The 23,817-nt window shown below is 72.3% G+C and carries 17 protein-coding genes and 5 tRNA genes; 10 read left to right on the top strand and 12 right to left on the bottom strand.

Annotated elements, in window-relative coordinates; translation table 11 throughout:
- Positions 1–29: 29 nt before the first annotated feature.
- The 3 genes from ACWEJ6_RS15490 to ACWEJ6_RS15480 are packed head-to-tail and all read right to left on the bottom strand — an operon-like array spanning position 30 to position 4,576.
- On the bottom strand, positions 30–842 hold the full coding sequence (locus ACWEJ6_RS15490) for an HlyD family efflux transporter periplasmic adaptor subunit (protein WP_364338010.1): 813 nt from the start codon (positions 840–842) through the stop codon (positions 30–32).
- A 52-nt stretch (positions 843–894) separates the two neighbouring features.
- Positions 895–2,253, bottom strand: coding sequence for a SagB family peptide dehydrogenase (locus tag ACWEJ6_RS15485; protein WP_452424165.1), 1,359 nt, complete (start codon positions 2,251–2,253; stop codon positions 895–897).
- A gap of 40 nt (positions 2,254–2,293) precedes the next feature.
- Positions 2,294–4,576: a TOMM precursor leader peptide-binding protein gene (locus tag ACWEJ6_RS15480; protein ID WP_387664748.1), complete on the bottom strand. Its 2,283-nt coding sequence runs from the start codon at positions 4,574–4,576 to the stop codon at positions 2,294–2,296.
- 285 nt (positions 4,577–4,861) lie between these two features.
- Here ACWEJ6_RS15480 and ACWEJ6_RS15475 point away from each other — a divergent pair, with 285 nt between their 5' ends.
- Positions 4,862–7,732, top strand: coding sequence for an ATP-binding protein (locus ACWEJ6_RS15475; RefSeq protein WP_452424163.1), 2,871 nt, complete (start codon positions 4,862–4,864; stop codon positions 7,730–7,732).
- Positions 7,733–7,740: 8 nt separating this feature from the next.
- Positions 7,741–8,352: a tetratricopeptide repeat protein gene (locus ACWEJ6_RS15470; RefSeq protein WP_452424161.1), complete on the top strand. Its 612-nt coding sequence runs from the start codon at positions 7,741–7,743 to the stop codon at positions 8,350–8,352.
- Between the two features lie 270 nt (positions 8,353–8,622).
- On the opposite strand, the gene ACWEJ6_RS15465 is transcribed toward ACWEJ6_RS15470, so the two are convergent.
- Positions 8,623–9,090 carry an NUDIX hydrolase gene (locus tag ACWEJ6_RS15465; RefSeq protein ID WP_387664754.1) on the bottom strand — a complete coding sequence of 156 codons (468 nt, stop codon included), beginning with the start codon at positions 9,088–9,090 and terminating at the stop codon, positions 8,623–8,625.
- A 238-nt stretch (positions 9,091–9,328) separates the two neighbouring features.
- Here ACWEJ6_RS15465 and ACWEJ6_RS15460 point away from each other — a divergent pair, with 238 nt between their 5' ends.
- Positions 9,329–9,817 (top strand): hypothetical protein, encoded by a 489-nt coding sequence (locus ACWEJ6_RS15460; protein ID WP_452424158.1) that lies wholly within the window; start codon positions 9,329–9,331, stop codon positions 9,815–9,817.
- Between the two features lie 35 nt (positions 9,818–9,852).
- Here the strand turns inward: ACWEJ6_RS15460 and ACWEJ6_RS15455 are convergent, their stop codons facing one another.
- From ACWEJ6_RS15455 to ACWEJ6_RS15430, 6 genes are all read right to left on the bottom strand, one after another.
- The gene (locus ACWEJ6_RS15455; RefSeq protein WP_452424156.1) at positions 9,853–11,106 is read right to left on the bottom strand and encodes a serine hydrolase domain-containing protein; all 1,254 of its coding nucleotides are present in this window, start codon (positions 11,104–11,106) and stop codon (positions 9,853–9,855) included.
- Between the two features lie 604 nt (positions 11,107–11,710).
- A tRNA-Val gene (locus ACWEJ6_RS15450) sits at positions 11,711–11,782 on the bottom strand.
- Positions 11,783–11,801: 19 nt separating this feature from the next.
- Positions 11,802–11,873, bottom strand: a tRNA-Gly gene (locus ACWEJ6_RS15445).
- 48 nt (positions 11,874–11,921) lie between these two features.
- Positions 11,922–11,992, bottom strand: a tRNA-Cys gene (locus tag ACWEJ6_RS15440).
- A gap of 15 nt (positions 11,993–12,007) precedes the next feature.
- Positions 12,008–12,079 (bottom strand) — tRNA-Gly (locus tag ACWEJ6_RS15435).
- Between the two features lie 90 nt (positions 12,080–12,169).
- Positions 12,170–14,410, bottom strand: a complete 2,241-nt coding sequence (locus tag ACWEJ6_RS15430; RefSeq protein WP_452424154.1) for an N-acetylmuramoyl-L-alanine amidase — start codon at positions 14,408–14,410, stop codon at positions 12,170–12,172.
- 223 nt (positions 14,411–14,633) lie between these two features.
- On the opposite strand from ACWEJ6_RS15430, the gene ACWEJ6_RS15425 reads away from it, so the two are divergent.
- The 6 genes from ACWEJ6_RS15425 (at position 14,634) to ACWEJ6_RS15400 (ending at position 20,114) form a co-directional block, all read left to right on the top strand.
- Positions 14,634–14,909 (top strand): hypothetical protein, encoded by a 276-nt coding sequence (locus ACWEJ6_RS15425; RefSeq protein ID WP_452424152.1) that lies wholly within the window; start codon positions 14,634–14,636, stop codon positions 14,907–14,909.
- Positions 14,910–14,921: 12 nt separating this feature from the next.
- The gene (glmS, locus tag ACWEJ6_RS15420) at positions 14,922–16,742 is read left to right on the top strand and encodes a glutamine--fructose-6-phosphate transaminase (isomerizing) (RefSeq protein ID WP_387664761.1); all 1,821 of its coding nucleotides are present in this window, start codon (positions 14,922–14,924) and stop codon (positions 16,740–16,742) included.
- Positions 16,743–16,767: 25 nt separating this feature from the next.
- Positions 16,768–17,577: an SAM-dependent methyltransferase gene (locus tag ACWEJ6_RS15415; RefSeq protein WP_452424150.1), complete on the top strand. Its 810-nt coding sequence runs from the start codon at positions 16,768–16,770 to the stop codon at positions 17,575–17,577.
- Positions 17,578–17,686: 109 nt separating this feature from the next.
- Positions 17,687–18,637 (top strand): Bug family tripartite tricarboxylate transporter substrate binding protein, encoded by a 951-nt coding sequence (locus ACWEJ6_RS15410; protein WP_452424148.1) that lies wholly within the window; start codon positions 17,687–17,689, stop codon positions 18,635–18,637.
- Positions 18,638–18,725: 88 nt separating this feature from the next.
- On the top strand, positions 18,726–19,814 hold the full coding sequence (locus ACWEJ6_RS15405; RefSeq protein WP_352361127.1) for a mechanosensitive ion channel family protein: 1,089 nt from the start codon (positions 18,726–18,728) through the stop codon (positions 19,812–19,814).
- A gap of 224 nt (positions 19,815–20,038) precedes the next feature.
- A tRNA-Pro gene (locus ACWEJ6_RS15400) sits at positions 20,039–20,114 on the top strand.
- 126 nt (positions 20,115–20,240) lie between these two features.
- Here the strand turns inward: ACWEJ6_RS15400 and ACWEJ6_RS15395 are convergent.
- A complete protein-coding gene (locus tag ACWEJ6_RS15395; RefSeq protein ID WP_452424145.1) occupies positions 20,241–21,581 on the bottom strand; it encodes an amidase in 1,341 nt (446 codons plus the stop codon).
- A gap of 296 nt (positions 21,582–21,877) precedes the next feature.
- Here ACWEJ6_RS15395 and ACWEJ6_RS15390 point away from each other — a divergent pair, with 296 nt between their 5' ends.
- Positions 21,878–22,177, top strand: coding sequence for a hypothetical protein (locus tag ACWEJ6_RS15390; protein ID WP_452424143.1), 300 nt, complete (start codon positions 21,878–21,880; stop codon positions 22,175–22,177).
- Between the two features lie 222 nt (positions 22,178–22,399).
- On the opposite strand, the gene glgC is transcribed toward ACWEJ6_RS15390, so the two are convergent.
- Entirely contained in the window at positions 22,400–23,635 is a 1,236-nt protein-coding gene (gene glgC / locus ACWEJ6_RS15385) for a glucose-1-phosphate adenylyltransferase (RefSeq protein ID WP_352329862.1), read from the bottom strand.
- Positions 23,636–23,817 lie beyond the last annotated feature (182 nt).

The raw sequence follows: 23,817 nt of genomic DNA, 5'->3' as shown, positions 1-23,817 counted from the left end.
GGGCGGCGGGGGCGTTCACGCGGCCCACCTCAGCGCCCGAGCAGCAGGTCGAACAGCGTCTGGCTGCCCAGCCCGATCGCGCCGCTGACGGAGACCTGCGACTGCAGTCCCACCGGCGGCCCCTTCCTGGTCGACCAGGCGTAGCCGGACGGCGTGCCGGCATCGCGCACCAGGTCCACGATCACCAGCCTGGACGGCGTGTTCCGCAGGTAGCCGCGCGCCGGGTCCTCACCGCCCACCAGGTCGGCGGCCTGCTCGGTCATCACGGGGTAGGCGCTGACCGACGCGACCCGGCCGCGCAGCAGCCCGTACGCGCCGGGCGGCGCCGAGGAGACCGACAGATCGACCGGCTTGCCCGGCACCACGCCCATCGCCCGGTCGACCGGCACGAACAACATCGCCACCAGCCGGTCGCCCGGCGCGTCCGTACGCTCGATGAGCAGCAGCTCCTCGCCCTCCCTGACCACGTGCCCCGGCACGGCGGAGCCGGCGACCACCCGCCCGCTGAACGGGCTGCGCACCACCTGCTCCGACCCGCCGTCGGCGGCGATGACCGCCACCGCCTGGCCCTCCCGCACCGCCTCGGCCGGCTGGACGAGCATCGAGCGCACCGTCCCGCCGTACGGGCTCTGCAGCCGCGCCGTGCCGCCGGGATGGGTCAGCAGCCCCACCGCGGGCACCGTGACCGGCAGCCGCCCGGCGAAGAACCACACCCCCGCGGCCACCACGATGATCAGCACCACGAACGTGGCGATCCACCCGCGCGGGGAGGCCAGCAGCGTCGGCGAGTCCAGCTCGTCGGGCTCCCGCATGCGCTGCAACGCCTTGAACCGGAACTTCATCACGCCGTCCCCTGGAAGCGGCCGCCGGGCCGCCGTCGTGCCGTCATGTGCGTCACCGCCGGCTGCCGACGATCAGCTCGCCGACGCTGCCCTCGGTCAGGTAGTCCAGGCCGCTGGCCAGCGCGAAGTCGGCGGCGTCCCCGCCGCCCAGCGCGCACACGGCCAGGTCCATGGCCGTGCCGGCCAGGTAGAGCGTCTGGTAGAGCACGCCCACGTGCTTGAGGACCAGCGAGTAGCCGATCGTCTCGTACTTCCACATCACCCGGCCGAAGCGGGCGGTGACGGTCAGCACCACCTGCGGGTCGCCGCTGAGCTGGGCCGCCGATCTGGCCCGCTCGACCAGCGCCCGCACGGCGGGCGTGGGCGGCGAGACCAGCTCCAGGGCGTGCCCGGCGGTGTCGTAGTGCCACAGCCCCGGCTCGGCCCCCTGGCAGGACACGATCAGCGGATAGACCTCCAGCTCGTGCACCGAGCCGCCGGAGGGGTAGGGCCGGTCGGCCAGCTCCTGGCCGTCCGGCGAGGTGAACACGGCCCGCCGCCGCATCGTCCGGTAGAGCAGCTCGCCGAGCTGGGCCAGCGTGATGGGCGCGGCCGGGTCGTGCTCGCGCAGGGAGCGGCGGCGTTCCAGCGTGTCGGTCAGGCTGGGGTCGGTCTTGGCCAGCAGCTCCAGGTCGGGGCGGGGCAGCTCGATCCGCTCGCCGGTGAACGGCGGGGGATCGGCGGGCACTGGGTCGAAGCGGGGGGTGAAGGCGTACGTGCCGCCGTAGCGGCCGGTCCAGCGCGGGCCGCGGCTGTGGGCGTGCAGCCACAGGTCGCGCGGGTGCCACTGGGCCTGGCGCAGGTCGCCGTCCTCGGGGCCGGTGGCCAGCACGCCCGCCGCCGCCAGGAACCGCAGCGCCTGCCCCCACCCCTGGTTCCCCTCCTGGCCGCCGTCCGCCAGGTCCGCCGGGGTCGTCCAGGACGCCAGTGCGCCGAGCAGCCCGCAGGCGGCCGGCGACAGCTCGACCACCGCCGGGCTGCGCGGGGAGCGCACGGTCAGCACGCCCTCCCCGGCGGTGACGACGGCGAAGCGCGACAGCCTGATCGGCGTGTCCGCCGCCGGCGCGGGCGCGGGCTCCACGCTCCCGGCGCCGACCGGGCGCAGCCGGGCCCCCGCCGCGGCGTACTCCAGCAGGCCGGCTCTGGACAGGCGGCGTACCAGCAGGTTCCAGCGCAGCAGCCCGGCCTCGCCCACCGTCGCCGCCAGGGCGGTCTCGCCCGCGTCGCCGCCGGCCAGGATCCGCAGGGCGGCCGTGGTCCCGGCGTCGAGCCCGCGCAGGCCGAGCGAGCCGGCCGGCGCGGAGATGCGCACCTGCCCGTCCGCCTCGGTCAGCTCCGCGTCCCGCCGCAGCCGCAGCTTGGTCTCGTCCATGGCCCGCTCCTCTCCGTCACGCGGGGGCCTCGCGAACCGGTCAGAAGAAGACGCTGGTCGGGTTGAGCTCGTCCTCGGCGCGGGGTTCGGGGATCCAGCCGAGCGAGACCGGCACGTCGTACAGCCGGCCGGGGCCGAGCCGCCGCCAGAAGTGCCGCATGCCGGGCGCGATCACCCGGACCACGCTGAGCTCCAGGTCCGGGCGGCTCTGGTCGAGCGCGATGACCTCGATCCCGGCCGCGGCGGCCCTGGCCACGCAGGTCTGCACGTCACCGGCCAGGTCGCCGCCGTCCGAGCGGGCGTAGTCGGCCAGGGTGCGGGGACGCGCGGCGGGGTCGGGCACCAGCCACGGCTCCTCGGCCAGCTTGGTCTCCTTCCACCAGGCCAGCGTGGCGACGTCGTCGTCCAGGTAGAGCGTCTCGCCGTGCTCGTCGCGCCGCTCCACCGAGGGCAGGAACTGGTTGACCTCGGTCAGCGTCCTGATGGCGGCGATCCGCGGGTCGAGGTGCGCGCCGAACCCGACGATGACGTCCTCCACCGGGTGCCCCAGCCGGTGCGAGACCCCGACGAACGCCGGGATGCCGAGGTCGGTCGTGATGTCCAGCAGCCACAGGTCGCGGTCCATGCCGCGGTAGAACTCGCGCACGGTGTCGACGTACGGGTCGCGCAGCGAGTCCAGGTCGAAGGCCGGCCGCCGGGCCCGGTTGTACCACCACAGGGCCACCGCGTCGCGCTCGACCAGCTCGCAGAAGCCCTGCAGGACGGCCTCCTCGATCGAGTTGCCCGAGGCGTTGCCGTTGGAGTCGCCCACGCAGTAGAAGTGGCGCTCCAGGTCGGGGTGGCCGTACCAGGCGTAGCCGGAGGGCACCAGCCGCTCCCGCTCCTCGGTCAGCGACCAGGCGGGCGACCAGTCGATCGGCAGGTCCGTACGGAACCGCTCGGGCACCAGGTGCAGCCGGTGCGCGGGGTCCTTGTTCCACTCCTCGCGGCCGGCGTACTGGGCGTCGGAGAAGTGCAGCAGCGACTCCGGGTGGACGGCCACCGCCGGGTCGAGGTCGGCGTAGGCGGCCTCGGTGACCGGCTCCTCGCCGCGCCAGACCCCCGAGTAGCGCTCGATGGCCTCGCACAGCGCGCTCACCCTGGCCTGCACCTCGGTCCGGCCCTTGCCGCCGCTCTGCCCCCGCAGGTTGCGCCGCAGCAGGTCCATGTTGTCGCCGATCATGGCGAAGTTGTGGCCCGCGGTGAAGCTGTAGGTGACGCCGTTGTCCTGCTCGGCGAAGGTGTGCAGCCGGGTGACCGCGCCGATCAGCGGGCTGATGTGCTTCTCCAGCCGGGCGTACGTACGCGCGGGCGGCTCGATGCGGTAGCCGCCGTCGGTGACGTGCCGGGCGCTGCGCGCCGACAGCGCGACCTTGGGGCTGCGCTGGCTGATCAGCGTGGGATCGCCGCAGGCCGGGCACTGCGGCAGCCGGACCAGGGTGTGCTCCATGACGCCGAGCGTGCGCAGGTCGACGGTGGTCATCCGGCCCTCCAGCCGCGAGGAGGCCGCCCCCGCGGCGATCCGCGCCAGCTCCACGGCCAGCAGCCCGCCCGCCACGGCCGGACCGGCGGGCGCCGACTCCCGCGCCGGGTGGAAGGGCACCCCGCCGCCGCGCTTGCCCGCCAGGTACCGCTCGACCTGCCGGTTCCCGGCCAGCCGCTGCGCCAGGCAGGCCCAGCAGCCGGTACGTCCCGGCTGGAGCACCGGGCCGACCCAGAGCGTGATCCCGCCCGGTTTCACCAGCGCCCACGGGTGCCCGGCGGCCAGGTAGGCGGCGTTGAGCCGGTCGAGCGCCGGGTCGAGGTAGTCGCCGGCCACCACGACCGACATCGTCCCGCCGGGCTCGGCGGCCGCCTCCTCCACACTGGCCGTACGCATACGTAATCCGTGCTCGCGCAGCACCGGGAGCAGCGGCGCGGCGTCGGCCCCCGCGCAGGCCACGACGGTGAATTCGGCGCGGGAGAGCGCGTCGTGGGCGTGGACCGGGTCAATTCCCTGGGCGTCCCAGAATGCCAGCGTGCTGTCCGGCCAATCCGGGCGGCCATTGGCGAGATGGCCGAATGCGGCGAATTTGCGAATGGCGATGAGCGTCTGCGGCAGCGGCACTTCGTCGCTCAGCGCGCTCGCGATCTCCGCGACGGTACGCCGTCCGTCCAGGTAGGGAAGGAGTTTCCCGGCCCCCGCCGACTGGACGAGGTAGTGCTGCCCCTCGGCCAGGAGAAACACCTTCGACCCGTCGATCACCTGGGGTGTGAAGTGCGCCTTGAGACGTGGGCGGTCCATGGCCCTCCCCGTATCGGGTCCATATCGGTTGATCGCAGAGTCGCATCGGGCCGGATCCGGTGTAAAGACGTAATTCCGGCGTACGCATTTCATCGGTACGACGGGGGAAAATACGTATTGGTCCGTCGGGAATGCGCATGCGCCCCGGCGTGGGCCGGCTGTTGAACCTGGTGCCAATAGTCCGGATTAGTCGGATTCGTGCGCCTAGGTATTGACAGCCCGCCCGCCTGAGGCGGCATGATCCTGGTGGACAGTTTCAGGGGGGCCGAACTGTGGGGAGTGGCGATGTCTTCGGGACAGCCGCTGCTACACCGTGACGTCGAGACCGCCGCGATGCGGGAGGCGCTGTCGAGGGTCCGTTCCGGCGGTCCCTCCGTCCTGCTGATCCAGGGGTCCCGGGGCATGGGCAAGACGACCTTGCTCAACGCCGCGCTGGCGGCCAGGGGCGAGGTGGGGGCGCTGCTGCTGATGGCCCGGGGGCATCCCACCGAGCGCGACCACCCGTTCGGCGTCGTCCGCCAGCTCTTCGAACCGCTCATGACCGCCGGGCGCGCGCCGCCGTCCGGCGGGGGCTCCGTCGTCGGGCCCGACCTGGGCGGCGGCCTCGACCGGGGCCATCCCGTCACCCCCGACCTGCTGCACGGCCTCTACCGGGCCACCCGGTCCTTCACCGGCGACCGGCCGCTGATCATCGCCGTCGACGACGTGCACCACACCGATCCGCAGTCCTCCCAGTGGTGCTCCTACATCGCCCGGCGGCTCGACGGCCTGCCCATCGCGATGGTCCTCACCACCGCCGACACCACCGCCGACTCCGGCGGCCCCGACGACCTGGTCAGAGACCTGGCGGCGCTGCCGTACACGCGGCTGCTGCGGCCCGCGCCCCTGTGCGCCCAATGCGCCGCCCGGCTCATGGAGTCCGTGCTCGGCGGCGGGAAGGAGACCGGGGACGAGATCGGCGAGGAGGTCGCCGCCGCCTGCCACCGGCTCACCCAGGGCAACCCGCTGCTGCTGCGGGAGCTGGCCGGGCGGCTCGGCCGGTCCGGCGTGCGCCCGGTGCGCGCCGAGCTGCCCCGGGTGCTGGAGATCGGCGCGCTGGCGCTGACCGAGACCGCGCTCGGCTGGTTGTCCGGCAGCGGCTCCGGCGTGGACGCCGCGGGCGTCGACCTGGTGCGCAGCCTGGCCATCGTCGCGCCCGAGGACGGCATGGAGGTCGCCTCCATGATCGCCGGGCACGGCCAGGACACCGCCAGGGCGGCGGGGGAGGCGCTGCGCCGCGCCGGGCTGGTCACCGGCACGCCGCCCGACCGCTTCGCCCATCCGCGCATCCAGCAGGCCGTGCTGGCCGGGATGGACCCGGGCGAGCGCGACCGGCTGCACCGCCGTACCGCGTCGCTGCTGTACCGGCTGGGCGCGCCGCTGCGCCGCTCGGCCCGCCACCTGATGTCGGCCGGCCCGACCGGCGACCCGCTCACCGTCACCGTGCTGCGCGAGGCCGCCGGCGAGGCCGCCGCCAGGCACTCGTGGGAGGACGCGACCGGCTACCTGCACCGCGCGCTGGCCGAGACCGACGACCAGGACACCGTGCTGGAGGTCACCGCCGAGCTGGGCGCCGTGGAGAAGCACCGCGACCTGCCCGCCTGCCTGCGCCACCTGCGCACCGCCTACGGCCGGGTCAGGATGGCCCCGCACGCCCTGATGTCGCTGGCGCCGTTCGCCGACATCCTGGTCACCGCGAACTCCGCCGAGGCCGCCGAGGTCTTCGCCGGCGCGGCCGAGAGCGCCGCCGCCGCCCCGCAGTTCGGCGGCGCGGACCTGCTGCTCGTGTTCGCCGCCCAGGCGCTGCTGTGGGGCCGCTCGGCCGGACGGCTCGGCCTGCGCCGGCTCGGACGCTCCCTCGGCACGCTGGTCAGCCCGGCGGCCCGGGAGTTCCTCAGCGTGCTGGCCCTGGCCACCGGCGCGCGGGGCCGCAGCCTGCCACGCACGCTCGCCCAGACCCGGCGCTGCCTCGACGGCCAGGGCCCGGTGCCGGCGGCCGCCGTGCTGCCGCTGGTGTGGGGCGACCGCCTCGACGAGGCCTCCTACTGGGCCGAACGCCTGGTCAGCGAGACCCAGGAGGCCGGCTCCGGCACCGGCCTGGCGCTGGCGCTGCTGACCCGGGCCGAGGTGCGCTACCAGCTCGGCAGCCTGGAGGCCGGGCTGGCCGACGCCGAGGCCGCCGTCGTCAGCGCGCGCGAGTGCCAGGCCGAGGGGTTCCACGTGGCCGCCGCCGCCTGCGCCGCCCGGGTGCTGGTGGAGTTCGGCGACCTGGAGGCCGCGGAGTCGGCGCTGAAGTCCGTCGCCCCGTACGGCGACTGGCACCCGATGATCTCCGGACAGGCCCTCGACGCCCTGGGCCGCCTCCGGCTCGCCCAGGGCCGCCCGCGCGACGGCCTGCTGACCCTGCTGGAGTGCGGCCGCCGCCTGACCGCCGCCGGCATCACCAACCCCGCCTGCGTGCCCTGGGGCACGAACTCGATCCTGGCCTACGTCCTGTCCGGGGAGCGCTCGGCGGCCCGCATGGTGGCCGAACGGGAGCTGGAGCTGGCCCGCGCCTGGGGCGCGCCCACCGTCGTCGCCCGCGCGCTCAGCGCGGGCAGCCTCGCCCACGAGGGACGGGTCCGGCTCGACATGCTGCACGAGGCCGTCGCCCTGCTGGGCAATCGGGGCGCCCGGCTCGAACACGCCAGGGCCCTGCTGCGCCTCGGCATCGCCCAGCGCCAGGCCGGCGACGACGGCAAGGCCCACGAGACGCTGGCCCTGGCGCTGCGGCTGGCCGCCGACTGCGGCGCGGGCCGCCTGGCCGCCCTGGCCGACAAGCACCGCGCCGCCACCGCCCCGGCCCGCGCCGCCGCCCTCGTCCCCGGCCAGGACGACCACGTGCTGACCGTCGGCGAACGCCGGGTCACCGACCTGGTGCTGCGCGGGATGAGCAACCTGGAGGTGGCCACGACGCTGTCGATCAGCAAGCGCACCGTGGACACCCATCTCGCCCGCATCTACCGCAAGCTCGGCATCCACACCCGCGCCGAACTCGCCGTCATCCTCACCGGCCTGTCCGACGACGACCCGCCCGCCGGCGAACCCGTGCCCACCGGCCCCCACGAATACCTGTGACCCGGGCCGTGCTCTTCCAAGAGATCAACCAGCTCGTCACCTACGACGAACGCCAACGGATGGTCCCCCGCGACCGTGGCCTGCTCACCGCACTCGTGGACGCGGCCCGCGCCCAGGACCCCGCCGACCACAGCACGCTGCGCGCGATCGGGATCGGGCTGCTGGTCCTGGGCGAGTACGGCGACGCGATCGGCTGCCTGCGCCGTGCGCTCGACCTGGCGGACACGACCGGCAGGCGGATCGCCGCGTCGCTCAACCTGGCCGACGCCCATCGGTACGCAGGTGACGCGGCGACCTCGGAAACCCTCTGCCGCGCGACGCTCGCCCTTGCCAGGAAGGAAGCACCCGAGATGGTGTGCTTCCCGCTCCAGCATCTCGGCAAGACCCTTGCCGACCTGGGACGCGAGCAGGAGGCCCGCGAGGTGCTCCTGGAGGCCCTGGCCCTGCGCACCGCCGAAGGCGACCCCGAGCTGATCGCCGGCACCCAGGCGGCCCTGCGATCACTCGACGCCGCCACCAACGGCGAAGACCCGACCCCTGATCGTCGTATGCCACTGGAGCGGCCGGGGGATGCGAGCGTGACGACGATCGAGCAGGAGTCGTCCGGCCCCTGGCCGTGATCCGCCCGCTCGGCCTCCCCCTCAGCCGAGCCGGTACAGCTCACCGCCGCCCTCGTCGGACCTGCCGCCGTACGCGCTCGCGGGAACCCTCGTGCTGTTCTTGCGCACCCATGAGGCGATGGCGGGGTCGCCGCTCATCGGGCCGCTCTGACCCGCCCCGTTGATCACGATATGGCGCGACTCACCCCTGCAGCCAGGCCACCGTCATCGCCTTGCCGATCACGGAGTCGGACGGCGGTCGGGCGGGCCGGGTAGATGTCGGCGGTGGCCTCAATGCTGGATCAGGCCACCGACCGGGACGGGAGCGACGTGGCCGGTCGCCGGAAGGGTCTGTGCCAGGGCAAGGCCGATGTCGACGAGCGATGATCGGCGTAGGCCGGCGACGTCCGCGATCGGAGTCCACATCGACTCCGCGATCTCGCCGTTCGGCTCCGGCCGGAGTTCGCCGCCGGTGATGCGGGCCTGGTAGAAGATGCCGACATTCTGGTGCTCGGCACCGACACGGGCGACGGCGGCGGGGATCACCCGGGAGTCCACGCCCAGCAGGCGTTCGACCACCGCGTCGCAACCGGTCTCCTCGGCGATCTCCCGGATCACCGCGTCGAACGGATCCTCCGCGTGTTCGACCTTGCCGCCGGGAAGAGTCCAGGCAGACTCGCCCGTGGGTGGTACGTGGCGAGCGAGCAGCACCCGCTCGTCCTCGATGCACACCGCGTACGCCGCCAGCCGGAAACTCATCGGCACCTCCCTTGACGCACCGGCACTTCGCCGGCACGAACTTACTGATCACCGACGTTGGATGGCAATGATCAGGGTTGCGCCCGCCGCGACGTCGGCGATCAACCAGGTCCTGCCGTTCTGAGAGGATCTGGGAGATCCGTTCCGGCCCGCGAAGGAGCGATGGTGCCCTCGGCAGCGCTCGCCCTCGATCGCCGGGCGTACCGACTGGGAGCATGATCGCGAAGGTGCGGGTGGCATGACACGATCGTACGGACGCAACCGCCCGAAGATCGCCGTGACGGCGCCTGTGGTTATGGCTGTTTTCCTCGTGGTGATGGGCTTGGTGTGGGCCGCGCTGCACTTCTTCTTCGGCCCCCGCATATCACGCATAGACCCGGCCATGCTCTCGGAGCTACGGGCCATCGGCCGGCTCGTCGGCGAAGACAGCATCGTGGCGCACGAGTGGGAGAACAACTACATCGAAATGAACGACCTCGTGATCTACCTCGATGGAAACGCGAAGGAGGATGTGGTCACCGAAACCGAACATCGGCTGAGGCAGTATGGCTGGCACGTATCGCGAAGAGAGCCCTCTGAGATCCGGCTGGAATCGGCCAGATGGCCGTCCGCCCTCGTAACGGTTGGGCGGCTCGAAGAGACACACCTGAGCAGCGAACTGCGCAAGCGGGTCATGAGCACAGGCCTGCCCATGAGCAACATGGCGTACATGGGCGTGCTGCCGTGAGCCGGCGAGCGGAGCGCGCGAGCCACGCCTCACCATCAGCCGCCCCCGCCGCCCCCGCCGCCCCCGCCCCCGCCAGGCGTGCCGCCGGTGACAGCCTGTACCTCCCGCCCGGTCAGCTCCTGCAGCGTCCCGCCGTCGGTGTTGCTGAGGATGACACCGACCCAGCCGGTGTACGGGTAGATGTTCCAGCTGGCGCCGACACCGGGGTTGGCGCCGGCGCGCCCGTGCACCCACTGACCGCTGACGATGCGGACCGCCATGTGGTAGGCCCCGAACGACTGCGGCCCGTGGGGGAACTTGGCCGCGGTGAGCACCTCGGCGTAGGGCCGTTCCAGCACCGTGCCTTCGCTCAGGGCGTGCGCGAACCGGACCAGATCCGGTGCGGTGGCGAAGCCCCCGTCCCCAGGGGCGTCGATGAAGCCGCGGCCCGGGTTCTTGCCCGGCGTGGACTGGTTCGAGCTGCTCTTGCCCAGGTTGCGGACGGCGTCCACCACGCTGCCGTCAGCCAGCCTCATGTGAGGGTGCGCGATGTGCGCATCGGTGAGCCACTGCCGCCTGGTGTAGAACGCCGAGCCGGTCATGCCGCAGCGCCTGAAGATGTTCTCCTCGACGTACTCCCAGTACGTCCTGCCGGTCACCGCCTCCACGATCAGCGCCGGGATGACGACGTCGGCGCCGGCGTGTTCGGTGGGGGTGCCGGGGGCGGCCACCAGCTTCGCCTTCCGGGCCCACCGCTCGTAGAACTCGTGCACCTCCTCCCGGCTCCGGAAGATGCGCTGCGGGTCCTCCTGCGGGGTGTTCAGCCCGGAGGTGCCGGAGAGCAGGTGGTGGACGGTCACCCGCTCGGCGACGTCCTTGGCGTAGCCCGTCAGGTGGGTGCCCACCGTGTCCGACAGCTTCACCTTGCCCTGCTGCACCAGCTGCAGGATGGCCACCGCGCCGAACGGCTTGCCCGCCGAACTGAGGCTGAAGGCGATGCCTTCGTGGTTGCGGATCCCCTTCTCCTTGTCCGCCATGCCGTAGCTGCGGGACAGCACCGTCCGGCCCCGGTGCGACAGCAGCACCACGCCGGAGAACCTGCCCTCCGCGGCCAGCTTCGCCACGTACCGGTCGTAGGCTCCGCCGGGACGGGTGTCCGGCGGGATGCCGGGGCCGGTCGCGGCCGGACGGTGCTGCCGGTTGCCGGGCCGGCCCCCCAGCAGCGGCGCCCCGGCCGCCACCACGCCGGCCGCCGCGAGCCCGCTCCACCCGAGCAGCCGCCGCCGGCCGACGCCACCCACAGAGTCCATGATCACGGTCCTTTCCCGACGACGAACCGACCGCTGCAGGTCTGACCGCGACCGCCGTCGGCAGCCGATCACCACCATGTGATCGGTGCCTCTACTGAAGACGGAGGACGGTTGCGGTGGCGTATGCGCTTTTCGATACGCCCGCGATACACCGAATCCCCGACATCAAGGCACTGGCGCAGGCCGCGCGACAGCCTGGGGGAGCATGGCCGGTGGTCCTGGTAGGCCATCGAACATGGCGGGGAGACCTCACCGGCGAAGAATGGTCCCTGATCGACGCTGGATGAGCGCGGCCCGAGATCGGATCCGCGGCGGCTGTTCAACGCGGTGAGGTGGCGGTTCCGTACCGGCAGCCTGTGGGACGTGACCCGACCGGACGAGTACGAGCCGCTGGCCAGAACGCCGTACAGGCCCTGGGGCCGGCGGTCCGATGGGCGGCCGCCCGGGCATGAGCGTCTGGAGCCGCGGGGCGGGCTTTGCCCGGGAAGGCGGGGCCCGGCCCGCGAAACGAAGAAGCCCCAGTCGTCCGGCGCTTGCCGTTCGCTGGGGCTTGACCGCTGTCCGGACCGGACCGAAACCCGGTCTGACTTCCGAAGAGCGTGGGTGGACGATACTGGGATTGAACCAGTGACCTCTTCCGTGTCAGGGAAGCGCTCTCCCGCTGAGCTAATCGTCCTTGTTGAGTTGTCACTCAGAGCGGAAGACGGGATTCGAACCCGCGACCCTCACCTTGGCAAGGTGATGCTCTACCACTGAGCCACTTCCGCATGGCGCACTTAACTTTACCGGACCCAGGAGAGTCCGTTGTACCACCGAGGTGGAGACGGGATTTGAACCCGTGTAGACGGCTTTGCAGGCCGCTGCCTCGCCTCTCGGCCACTCCACCAGGAGCTTGACTCCGAGCGGAAGACGGGATTCGAACCCGCGACCCTCACCTTGGCAAGGTGATGCTCTACCACTGAGCCACTTCCGCGTGAATCCCCCGCGAACTCGCGGGGCCACGGGAAAACCATATCGTCTTCGCGGAGTGCCCGTGCGCAGCCCGAGCCCCGTGGGGCGAAATTCAGCGGATGACGCGCACATCCTTGGCCTGGACGAACATGACACGATGCCCGAGCTGGATCTGGTGGTACCGGACGGACCCCGCGACCCGCACGTGCCTGGCCGGGTTGAAGGCGCCGGCCGAGTAGAAGGAGCCGGTGACCGTGCCGCCCAGCGAGTACGACTGCCCAGGCCCGATCCGGTACTGCAGCGGCGCCAGCGGCTGCACCCCGCCGCTGTGGTACGCCGACCGCTCCGGGTAGGCGCGGCCGTACACCTTGGTGCCCGCGGCCAGCGGCGTGACCAGCGGACCCTTCGCCGGCACGGCCGTGGGGGCGGAGGACGGGTTGAGGAACCAGGCCCGCTGCCCCAGGTACCAGATCGCCGTCCAGTCGCCCTGCCGTCCGGCCACCGCGAACCGCTGCCCGGTCGAGGCGCGGGCGCTGTGGTCGTAGACGCTGTACGTGCTCGGCTTCCCGGGGTGCTTGCCGGCGTCGGTGACCAGCGGGGCGCTCTCGCTCGGCCGGGTGTGCAGCCACACGCTGGCCGCGCCGTGCTCCGGGCACCGGCGGCCGGGCTTGGTGCTGGCGCAGCCGGTGTAGTACGGCCGGTTGTCGTCGTAGGACGGCCGGATGATCACCGACGAGCCCGTCCCGTCGCCCTTGAACGGGTGGTTCATCAGCTCGAAGTAGTGGGCCCAGTCCCAGTAGGGGCCGGGGTCCTCGTGCATGCCGGCGACCGCCTGCGCCGTGGCGCCCGGCACGTTGTCGTGGCCGAGGATGTGGGCGCGGTCGAGCGGGATGCCGTACCGGCCGGCGAGGTAGCGCACCAGCCGGGCCGACGACCGGTACATCGCCTCGGTGTACCAGGAGCCCCTGGCCAGGTAGCCCTCGTGCTCGATGCCGATCGAGCGGGCGTTGAAGTCCCAGTTGCCGGCGTGCCAGGCGATGTCCTTCGTCGGGACGTGCTGGGCGACGTGCCCGTCCCGGGAGCGGATCGTGTAGTGCCAGCTCACGTACTTCGGGTTGCCGATCATCGACGGGATGCCCTGGTAGCCGCCCTCGGTGTCGTGGATGACGATGTAGTCGATCTGGCGGCGGCCCTCGACCCGGTCGTGGTTGCCGTAGCCGCGGTCCTTCTTCTTGCCATACCTCTCGTACGCGGCCGGCATCCACTCGCACCTGAGGCTGCTCGGGCACTCGGCGGACGAACCGGCGGAGGAGTCGGCGGCGGTCAGCGGCAGCTCGTCCTGCGCGGGCACGTCCCAGTCGGACTCGTCGGCCGACTCCGAGTCGTCGTCGCCCTCGGGCTCCATGTCGGAGAAGAAGAACGGGTCGTCGTCCTCGTCGTAGTCGTCGCCGGTCGGGCTGTCGTCGCCGGTCGCGCTCTTCGCCGGGGCCGCGGGCGGGCGCAGGCCGGGCACGGCGTCCAGCCGCACGTCGAAGCCGTCGTCCGTGCGCCGCGCGACGCCCTCGCGCAGCACCGCGAACACCTCGTCGGCGAACGACCGCGCGGCGAGCGGGTCGCGGGCGCCCGAGTAGCGGGCGACGGCCGCGTACCAGTCGGCCGGGTCGGGGCTGGGGTGGCGCTGGTAGGAGGCGAGCAGGGCGGCGCCGCCCCTGATGTTGGCGCGCGGGTCGGCGCGCAGCGCCCGCGGCGCGACCCCGGCCAGCCGCCCGGCCAGCGCGAGCGTCGCGTCCGGCACCGCGGCCGCCGACGTGCCGGCCCCCGCCATCAAGCGCGCCGCTGACTGCGAAGCCGACCGGGAAGCCGACCGGGAAGCCGACCGGGAAGCCGACCGTGAGGCGGACTGCGAGGCCGACCGGGAGCCCGACTGCGAGGCCGATCGGGAGGCCGGCTGGGGTGACCGGGAGACCGGCTGGCGGACCGGCCGCGTCGCCGACCGGGGCAGTGGGCGGCTGTCGTCGCCCCTGGCGTCGCCCGGCGCGAACCCCTCCGCGGCCGGGCCCGCCTGCCCGGCGGGCACGACGTCCACCAGGTGCATCGGGCCGTACCCGCCCGCCGTGCTGGGACGGCCGCCGTTGGCGTCCCACCGCGACTCCAGGTACGACACCCCGAGCAGCACGCTCACCGGCACCCCGAACTCCGCCGCGGCGGCCGCGAAGTCGGCCTGCCGCCCCTGCTCCCGGACCCCCGTGCCGCCCGTGACGGCGGGCGCGGCCGGGACGGCCGGGCCGCCGACGACGGCGCACACACCGGCGGACAAGCTGGTGGCCAGGACGGCGGCAAGCCGAAGCTGCATGACATCTCCCCACGGAACGGCACTATGTGATCACCGTCCGTAACCATTCCCAGAAAGGGATGTGTCAGACGGGTCGAATGTTACGGATGGGCACTGCGGGATCCGCCGCGCCCGCCTCTCGACGACCCCTTGGAGAGAAGTGATAGCGCTCTGGAGTTAAATCCTGCCCGATTCCGGGCAGGATGTTGGCGTGTCTCGCTCCAGATGCGTAATGTCCTCGTCTGTGTCCACGCCGCGGCATCCCTACGAAGACCTCATCGCCCATCTCACCCGGACGAGCGCGCTCGATCCGGGAGAGGCGGCCCGCGTGGTCGCCGACGTGCTGTCGTACTTCTCCGAGCCGGTCGAGGAGTTCGTACGCCGCCGTCACGGCGAGCTCAAAACCCGCGGCCTGACCAACGACGAGATCTTCCCCCGGATCGCCGCCGAGTTACCCGCACGCCGGGTAGCGGCACCAGAGCTGTCGCTGCGGCAGCTCCGCAGGATCGTCTACGGATAAGAGGAGACCTCGATGTGCGGAATCGTGGCCTACGTGGGCCCCAAGGACGCGGCGCCCATCCTGTTGGAAGGGCTGCAGCGGCTTGAGTACCGGGGCTACGACTCCGCCGGGGTCGTGGTGTCGAACAAGGGACTCAAGGTACGCAAGGTCAAGGGCCGGGTCGCCGACCTGGCCAAGGTCGTGCCGGTGCGGTTCAAGGGCAACCACGGCATCGGCCACACCCGCTGGGCCACCCACGGCGTGCCCAGCGACGAGAACGCCCACCCGCACCTGTCGGCCGACCAGCGCATCGCCGTCGTGCACAACGGCATCATCGAGAACGCCGGCGAGCTGCGCGCCAAGCTGGAGGCCGACGGCGTCACGTTCCTGTCCGAGACCGATACCGAGGTCCTGGCCCACCTGATCGCCCGCGCCGCCGACGAGAACGACTCCCTGGAGGAGGCGGTCAGGAAGACGCTCAAGAACATCGTCGGCACGTACGGCATCGCGGTGATCGACGCCGAGCGGCCGGGCGAGGTGGTCGTGGCGCGCAACGGCAGCCCGATCGTGCTCGGCATCGGCGAGAAGGAGATGTTCGCCGCCTCCGACGTCGCCGCCCTGGTCCGCTACACCCGCCAGGTCGTGCACCTGGAGGACGGCGAGCTGGCCGTGCTCAAGGCCGACGGTTTCCACACCTTCGCCAGCGACGCCCGCGAGACCGCCAAGGAGCCGCTGACCGTCGACTGGGACGCCGGCCACTACGACACCGGCGGCTACGAGCACTACCTGCTCAAGGAGATCTCCGAGCAGCCCGAGACGATGACCCGCACGATGAGCGGCCGCCTCGACGAGCGCTTCCACGTCGCCCACCTCGGCGGCCTGAACATGGACGCCCGCGAGACGCGCTCGTTCCGCCGGGTGAAGATCATCGGCTGCGGGTCGGCGTACTACTCCGGGCAGATCGGCGCGCAGCTCATCGAGGAGCTGGCGCGCATCCCGGCCGACGCCGAGCCGGCCAGCGAGTTCCGCTACCGCAACCCCGTCGTCGACCCCGACACGCTCTACGTCGCGATCAGCCAGTCGGGCGAGACCTACGACACGCTGGCCGCCGTCCAGGAGCTCAAGCGCAAGGGTGGCCGGGTGATCGGCATCGTCAACGCCGTGGGCAGCGCCATCGCCCGCGAGGTCGACGGCGGCATCTACCTGCACGCCGGGCCCGAGGTGTCGGTCGCCTCGACCAAGGCGTTCACCTCGACCTCGGTCGCCTTCGCGCTGCTCGCGCTGCACCTGGGCCGGGTGCGCGACCTGTCGCCGGCCGACGGGCGGCGCATCGTGGAGGGCCTGCGCCGGCTGCCCGGCCAGATCGAGGAGATCCTCGCCCAGGGCGACAAGATCGCCGAGCTGGCGCAGAAGTACGCCAAGCACCCGAGCATGATGTTCGTCGGCCGGGTCAGGGGCTACCCGGTGGCCCGCGAGGGCGCGCAGAAGCTCAAGGAGATCTCGTACGTGCACGCCGAGGCGTACCCGGCCAGCGAGCTCAAGCACGGCCCGCTCGCGCTGATCGGCCCGGACATGCCGACGGTCGCGATCGTCCCCGACGACGAGCTGCTCGACAAGAACCTCACCACGCTCGGCGAGATCCGCGCCCGCGGCGGCCAGGTGCTCATGGTCGGCCACCGCGAGCCCGACGCCAAGCTGGCCGACGACGTGATCGTGATCCCGAAGAACGAGATCGAGCTCGACCCGATGCTGCTGACGATCCCGCTCCAGCTGCTGGCCTACCACGCGGCGGTCGCCCTCGGCAGGGACGTGGACAAGCCTCGCAATCTCGCCAAGAGCGTGACTGTGGAATAAATTCAGCCACAATCCTCGCAGGGTAGTGTTATCCGGCTGCGTACCACATAAATTCATTACTGTGCGGCAGTTCGACCCCCACACTCCGAATCTCGCACGCATGTACGACTACATGCTCGGCGGGACGGACAACTTCGCGGTCGACCGCCTGGCGATCGACCAGCTCGCCGAGCTGGTCCCGGAGGCGGTCCCGCTGGCCCGCGCGAACCGGGCCTTCCTCCAGCGTGCCGTGCGCTACGTCGCCGCCGCGGGGATCACCCAGTTCATCGACCTGGGCAGCGGGCTGCCGACGCAGGGCAGCGTGCACGAGGTCGCGCCGGCGGCCAGGGTCGTCTACGTCGACGACGACCCGGTCGTCGCCGCGCACGCCAGAGCCCTGCTCGCCGGGGCGGACAGGGCCGCCTTCCTGGAGGCCGACCTGCTCGACCACGAGGAGGTGCTGGCCCGCGCGGGCCGGTTCCTGGACCTGTCACGGCCGGTCGCGATCGTGCTGGTGTCGATCCTGCACTTCCTGCCCGACGCGGCCGATCCGCAGGGCGCGGTGGCGGCGCTGCGCGAGGCGGTCGCGCCCGGCAGCCGTCTGGTGATCTCGCACGCCACCTCGATGGGACGCCTGTCGGACGAGGAGAACCCGCGCAGGGGCCGCCGCGGCTCGTCTGGCTCGGGCGGGGCGGACCGCAGCCCGGCCGAGATCCGCGCGTTCTTCGGCGGCTTCGCGCTCGACCCGCCCGGCCTGGTGCAGGCCGTGGACTGGCGGCCGGACCGGCCCAAGCTGGTGGGGGACTGGTCGCTGCCGTCGTCCCTGATGGCCGGGGTGGCCACGAAGCAGGACTGACTCCGGCATACGGCGAAATTTCGGTTAACCGTATCCCGATGTGTAACAGCGAGTGAACTGTCAATAACTTTGGGTAATAGCGGTACTCGCGAAGGTCGGGGGAGGGCGGATGCGTCGTCGGCGGTTCTTGGCATGGACCCTGGGTGCGGCGGCGTGCGCGGCCGGATGCGGGACGGAACACGTCGTCGGCGGCTCCGCCGGCGCGAGGGGCCGGTTCTCGATCGTCGCGGGCGGCGACCGCTGGGCCCGGGTCGGCGAGGCGTTCGCCGCCGCCGCGCGCGCCTCGGGCGTCGGCGCGTCGCCCACCGGCACGCGGATCACCGTGACCGGCCTGCCCGCGCTGGCGGCCTCCGAGCTGAACAACGGGCAGACGCTGCTCGACACCTCGACCCCGCTGTCCAGGCTCACCGGCGACGTCGAGGTCGTCGTCGTGCCCGGCAACTCCCGGTTCGCCGACTTCGACGACTTCGGCGCCCACCTGCGGGCCGACCCGAGCGGGACGATGCTGGCCGGCGGCCCGCAGGGCGAGCCCGACCACCTGCTGTTCGGCCTGATCGCCAAGGGGCTCGGCGCCGACACCAGGCAGATGGACTACACCGGCTACCCCAGCAGCCACGAGGCCGTCTCGGCGCTGCTCGGCGGCAAGGCGGCGGCCGCGGCGGGCCTGCTCGGCGACTGGCGCGCGGCCATCGACGGCGGCCGGGTCAGGGCCCTGGCCGTCTCCTGCGCCCGCCGGGTGCCGGGGCTCGACGTGCCGACCCTGCTGGAGTCCGGCGTACGGGTGGACTTCGCGGACTGGGCCGCGGCCGTCGGGCCCGAGAACATGCCGGAGGACGGCAGGGAGTCGGCCGTGCGCATGTGCGACGAGGTGACCGCCTCGGCCTCGTGGCGGCGGGCGTGCCGGAAGGCGGGGTGGATCTCGATCCCGCTCAGCGGGGACGACTTCCGGCTCTGGCTGACCTCCGAGGTCGAGCGCACCCAGGCCGTGCTGCGCGATCTCGGGCTGCTGGCCAGCACCAGAGCCACGACGTGCTGGGGCAGTTGCGGCAACGGCCACTAGCAGGAAACGGCGTGTCCGTGCGTATGGAGTGGCGCTTGAGGGCAATGTGACCTTGAAGCGACGTTCTACAACATAGGGGGCGCGAAGCGTGCAGTCGCCGGCAGCCTGGCCGATCCTCGTCATCTCGGTGGTCGGAGCGGTGCTCCTGGTGGAGGTGGTCCGCCGGGTGCTGATCCGGGTCGGACGAAAATGGGCCCTGGCCCGCCACCTGGTCGAGCACTGCACGTGGCCGGCGTTCTGCGTGGCCGCCACGGTGGCCTGCAACCTGGTCTTCGCCCCCGGCATCTTCGGCGACACGGCCGACGAGCGCGGCCTGGCCCAGTCGGTGGACCGGGTCATCGGCCTGGCCACCATCGGCACGGTGACCTGGCTGATCATCCAGGCGACGTACGCGCTGACGGACGTCGTGCTCGACCGGCTGGTGCTCGTCGAGGGCGAGCGCAACCGCCGGGCGCGGCGGATCAGGACGCAGATCGCGCTGGTGCGCCGCATCGCCGCCGCGGTCATCATCGTCATCGCGCTCGGCGCCATGCTGTTCTCCTTCCCGCAGGTGCGGGCGCTCGGCGCCGGGCTGCTGGCCTCGGCCGGCATCGCCGGCGCCATCGTCGGCATCGCGGCCCAGCCGACCATCGGCAACATGCTGGCCGGGCTGCAACTGGCCTTCAGCGACGCGCTGCGGCTGGACGACGTCGTCGTGGTCGAGGAGGAGTGGGGCAGGATCGAGGAGCTCACGCTCACGTACGTGGTGCTGCGCCTGTGGGACGAGCGGCGGCTGGTGCTGCCCGTCTCCTACTTCACCCAGAACCCGTTCGAGAACTGGACCAGGCACGGCAGCCGGGTGCTCGCCGTGGTGTTCCTGCGGGTCGACTGGGCGGTGCCGGTGCCCAAACTGCGCGACGCCCTGTACGAGTTCCTCCAGGGCAACCCGCTGTGGGACCAGAAGGACTGGACGCTCCAGGTCACCGACGTGCTGCCCAACGGCCTGGTCGAGCTGCGCGCCCTGATGAGCGCCGCCGACTCGCCGTCCTCCTGGGACCTGAAGTGCGACGTCCGCGAATTCCTCGTCAATTTCGTCCGCGACAACTACCCGGACGCCCTTCCCCGGTTCCGCGTCGAGGCCCCTGAAACGCGCGCCGGGGTGGCCTGGACCAACGACCGGGACCGCGACCGGCGATAAATGCGTGGCATTTCCGGCGGCCCCCGGTCTACCGTTGATCTCGTTCCGGAACGACATTCACGGAGAACGACGAGAAAGGCGGCGGCCATGTGCGGACCTCGACCCTCCAGGCCGTCCGGCAACCGGCCTGAGCTGCGGCCAAGGCTTTCCCGGTGATTCCACGGAGAATCGACCAGGAAAGCCGTCCCGGGCCTCCGCCGGGGCGGCTTCGTTGATTTTCAGGACCGAGTGTGGGGCAGTTTGGTCAGCCCGCCTGCCTTGGGAGCAGGAGCATCGCAGGTTCGAATCCTGCCACTCGGACGTACGGCCCTGAAAGAAAAGGGCCGTGGGCTTCGGCCTGGCCGACGGGAATGGCGCCCCCCGGCCGGACACGAGCCCCCGCCCCCGGGTCCGGCCTGCGCCGGGCCGGCCCGGGGCCCACCTTCCTCAGCCGCCCGGTGAGCAGGCCACCCGGAACAGCAGCTCCTCCCGGCCGGGCCGGCAGACGAGCTGCAGCCCGACCGGCAGGCCGTCCACCGAGCCGGCCGGCACGGTCAGCGCGGGCAGGCCGAGCACGTTCCACGGGCTGGTCAGGGCCAGCAGCGCGGCCCGGACGGCGACGGCCCGCCCGTCCAGCTCGGTCTGGCGCTGCTCCAGCGGCGGCGCGACGAGCGGCACGGCCGGCAGCGCCAGCACGTCGTGCTCGTCGAACAGCGACTCCGCCGCGGCGGCCAGCGCGGGCCGCTCGTCCAGGGCCTTGACGTAGGCCCAGGCCGGCAGGTCCATGGCCGCGCGCAGCCGGTCGAGCACCTCGGGGTCGAACAGCTCGGGCGCCCTGGCCATCCGGTCGGCGTGCACGGCGGACGCCTCCGCGCCCTGCACCGTCGCGTACGTCTCCCGCAGCGCCTCGGCCAGCTCCCCGGGCAGCCGGACCTCCTTCAGCCCCGCGCCCGCCGCCGCCCGCGCGACCGCCACGACACGCGGATCGCAGGGCGACAGGACGGCGGGGTCCAGCCACCCCACCCGCACCGCCGCCGCCTCACCGGCACCGTCACGGGCGGGCGGCGGCCCGCCGGTCGCGAGCTGCCGGTAGGCGATCAGGCAGTCCAGCGGGCCGGCGGCCAGCACGCCGACGTGGTCGAACGTCCGGGACAGGGGGAACACCCCGGCGGCCGGGATCGCGTCGTAGGCGGGCTTGAACCCGGCGATCCCGCACAGAGCGGCCGGGATGCGCACCGACCCGCCCGTGTCGGTGCCGATCGCCAGGGGCACCATGCCCGCCGCCACGGCCGCCGCGCTGCCGCCGCTCGACCCGCCGGACATGCGCGCGGGGTCGCGCGGGTTGCGCGAGGGACCGTTGGCCGAGCGGTCGCCGGTGGGGCCGTACGCGAACTCGTGCGTCGTGGTCTTGCCGACGATCACCGCCCCGGCCTGGCGCAGCAGCGTCACGCAGGCGGCGTCGGACTCGGCGACGTGGCCGGCGAAGTGCCGCGACCCCATCGTGCAGGGCAGCCCCGCGACGTCGATGAGGTCCTTCACGGCGACCGGCACGCCGTGCAGCGGGCCGCGGTCGGCGCCCGCGGCCAGCTCCTGGTCCGCCCGCCGGGCGGCGGCCGCGGCGCCCACCGGGTCCACGGTGACGAAGGCGCCGAGCGCGGGATCCAGGGTGACGGCCGCGTCGAGCGCCAGCCGGGCCAGCTCGGCGGCGGTGGTCCGGCCGGCGCGCAGGTCACGGGCCAGGTCGGTGACGGAACGGCCGGTGAAGGGGCCAGGCGGTGTGGGCGGCATGAGGTCCTTTCCGGACGGTTCACGGCGACCCCGCCGTGAATGGACGGGCGTCCGGAGCAGACTACGCGTCCCGGCCCGCCGACCGGCGTTCCGGGGGGCGGCGGGTTCCCGGGGTGGCCGGAGAAGGCCGGACTTCTGGCGGCGTGGCGGGGTTTCCGGAGTGGCCGGAGAAGGCCGGACTTCGCCGAGGTGGCACCGGAAAGCGCCGAGTCCTTTCCTGGCGTGGCGTTACACGGCGGTACGGAGGCGATTACGTACAGTGATCAGCGATGTCACTTCGTGATCCAGGGGGATTCATGAAAGCCAACCTCATCGTCGCCGGCGGCTTCGCCGTCGCCGCGCTGTTCGGCATGGCGGGGGCGGCCAACGCCAACGTCCACCACGAGAAGTGCGACCTGAGCACGTCCGACGACTCGACCGCGCTCCGCATCACGCCGTGGGGCGTGTCCGCCGGACACCGTGACGCCGACGCCTGCGAGCACCGCAGGGACTACTACGGGCGTCCCCACGACGGCTACAACTGGGGCTACTGGCCGGGCCGCGGCTACTGGCCGGGCGGCTGGGCGTACGGCCTGGGCGTGGGCGCCGGCATCTGAGATCGCACCACCTGAGCCCGGGCCGCGCCGTGCGTGGCCCGGGATCCTGCGTTGCCGGGCGCCCGCGGCGCCCGGTGTTCCCACACCCCCCGCCGCCGACCGGCCGGGCCCCGGACCACTGCGCCCACGCGATGAGCACACTCGCGGGCCGCCGGAGCCGATCCGGGCCGCCGCCGCCCGGTACGCGGCCGGCCCCGGGCAGGGGACCGGCCCGCCCTGGCCCTAACGATCGACGATCTCGTTCTTGCCGATGACCACGACCCCGCCGCGGGTCAGCGCGAAGCGGGTGCGGTCGTAGTCGAGGTCGAAGCCGATGCGCGCGCCGTCGGGGATCACCACGTTCTTGTCGATGATCGCCTTGCGCACGATCGCGCCCCGGCCCACCTTGACGTTCTCCATCAGCACGGAGTCCTCCACCAGCGAGTGCGAGTGGAGCACGACCTTCGGCGACAGGATCGAGCGCATCGCCATGCCGCCCGAGACGATCACGCCGGGGGAGACCAGCGAGTCGATCGCCCGGCCCACCCGGTCGCCGTCGTTGTGCACGAACTTGGCCGGGGGCAGCGGGTCGTGCCCGGTGAAGATCGGCCACTTGTCGTTGTACAGGTTGAAGATCGGGTGGGCGGAGATGAGGTCCATGTGGGCCTCGTAGTAGGCGTCGAGGGTCCCCACGTCGCGCCAGTAGCCGCGGTCGCGCTCACTGGAGCCGGGCACGATGTTGTTCTTGAAGTCGTAGACGTCCGCGCCGCCGGACTTGACCAGCATCGGGATGATGTTGCCGCCCAGGTCGTGCTTGCTGGTCGGGTCGAGCGCGTCCTCGCGCAGCGCGTCGATCATGGCCTGGGTCTTGAAGACGTAGTTGCCCATCGAGGCGTAGACCTCGTCGGGGGAGTCGGCCAGGCCCACGGCGTCCTTCGGCTTCTCCCTGAAGGCCACGATGCGGCGGCCCTCGGGATCGGTCTCGATCACGCCGAACTGGTCGGCCAGCGACAGCGGCTGGCGGATCGCCGCCACCGTCACGTCCGCGCCCGAGTCCTCGTGCTGCTCGACCATCTGCCGCGGATCCATGCGGTAGATGTGGTCGGCGCCGAACACGATCACGTGCTCGGGCATCTCGTCGTAGATCAGGTTCAGGTTCTGGAACAGCGCGTCCGCAGAACCGGAGAACCAGCGCGGCCCGAGCCGCTGCTGGGCGGGCACGGGCGTCACGTAGTTGCCCAGCATCGCCGACAGCCGCCAGGTACGGGACACGTGCCTGTCGAGGCTGTGGTTCTTGTACTGGGTCAACACCACGATCTTCAGGAAGCCGCCGTTCGCGAGGTTCGACAGCACGAAGTCGATCAGCCGATACATCCCCCCGAACGGCACCGCCGGTTTGGCCCGATCCGCCGTGAGCGGCATGAGCCTCTTGCCCTCTCCACCTGCCAGCACAACCGCAAGCACCCTCCGGGACCTCATGTCCAGGACGCTACCCGTAAATGGCCGATCTATCGACGAAACGGCGCACTGGGCTGTGCCGCCGTGTCCTGACTTATCCGCGTTGAGCAGGGGCCGGACTTACCGACATTGGGCTGTATCGATGTGTTCCCTATGCTTGCGACGGTTCACAAGTGCGGTGCCGGAGTTGATGGTCGGCGCAA

It is taken from the genome of Nonomuraea sp. NPDC004702, assembly GCF_053601695.1.
The sequence above is the reverse complement of the archived record's forward strand: the minus strand, read 5'-3'. Positions and strand labels throughout refer to the sequence as shown.

Excerpts from the sequence above, each read along its gene's own strand:
- ACWEJ6_RS15455 (WP_452424156.1), bottom strand. The coding sequence starts at position 11,106 with ATGGACTCTGTGGGTGGCGTCGGCCGGCGGCGGCTGCTCGGGTGGAGC.
- ACWEJ6_RS15410 (WP_452424148.1), top strand. The coding sequence starts at position 17,687 with ATGCGTCGTCGGCGGTTCTTGGCATGGACCCTGGGTGCGGCGGCGTGC.
- ACWEJ6_RS15430 (WP_452424154.1), bottom strand. The coding sequence starts at position 14,410 with ATGCAGCTTCGGCTTGCCGCCGTCCTGGCCACCAGCTTGTCCGCCGGT.
- ACWEJ6_RS15460 (WP_452424158.1), top strand. The coding sequence starts at position 9,329 with ATGACACGATCGTACGGACGCAACCGCCCGAAGATCGCCGTGACGGCG.
- ACWEJ6_RS15465 (WP_387664754.1), bottom strand. The coding sequence starts at position 9,090 with ATGAGTTTCCGGCTGGCGGCGTACGCGGTGTGCATCGAGGACGAGCGG.
- ACWEJ6_RS15490 (WP_364338010.1), bottom strand. The coding sequence starts at position 842 with ATGAAGTTCCGGTTCAAGGCGTTGCAGCGCATGCGGGAGCCCGACGAG.
- ACWEJ6_RS15485 (WP_452424165.1), bottom strand. The coding sequence starts at position 2,253 with ATGGACGAGACCAAGCTGCGGCTGCGGCGGGACGCGGAGCTGACCGAG.
- glgC (WP_352329862.1), bottom strand. The coding sequence starts at position 23,635 with ATGAGGTCCCGGAGGGTGCTTGCGGTTGTGCTGGCAGGTGGAGAGGGC.
- ACWEJ6_RS15390 (WP_452424143.1), top strand. The coding sequence starts at position 21,878 with ATGAAAGCCAACCTCATCGTCGCCGGCGGCTTCGCCGTCGCCGCGCTG.
- ACWEJ6_RS15480 (WP_387664748.1), bottom strand. The coding sequence starts at position 4,576 with ATGGACCGCCCACGTCTCAAGGCGCACTTCACACCCCAGGTGATCGAC.
- ACWEJ6_RS15475 (WP_452424163.1), top strand. The coding sequence starts at position 4,862 with ATGTCTTCGGGACAGCCGCTGCTACACCGTGACGTCGAGACCGCCGCG.
- glmS (WP_387664761.1), top strand. The coding sequence starts at position 14,922 with ATGTGCGGAATCGTGGCCTACGTGGGCCCCAAGGACGCGGCGCCCATC.
- ACWEJ6_RS15395 (WP_452424145.1), bottom strand. The coding sequence starts at position 21,581 with ATGCCGCCCACACCGCCTGGCCCCTTCACCGGCCGTTCCGTCACCGAC.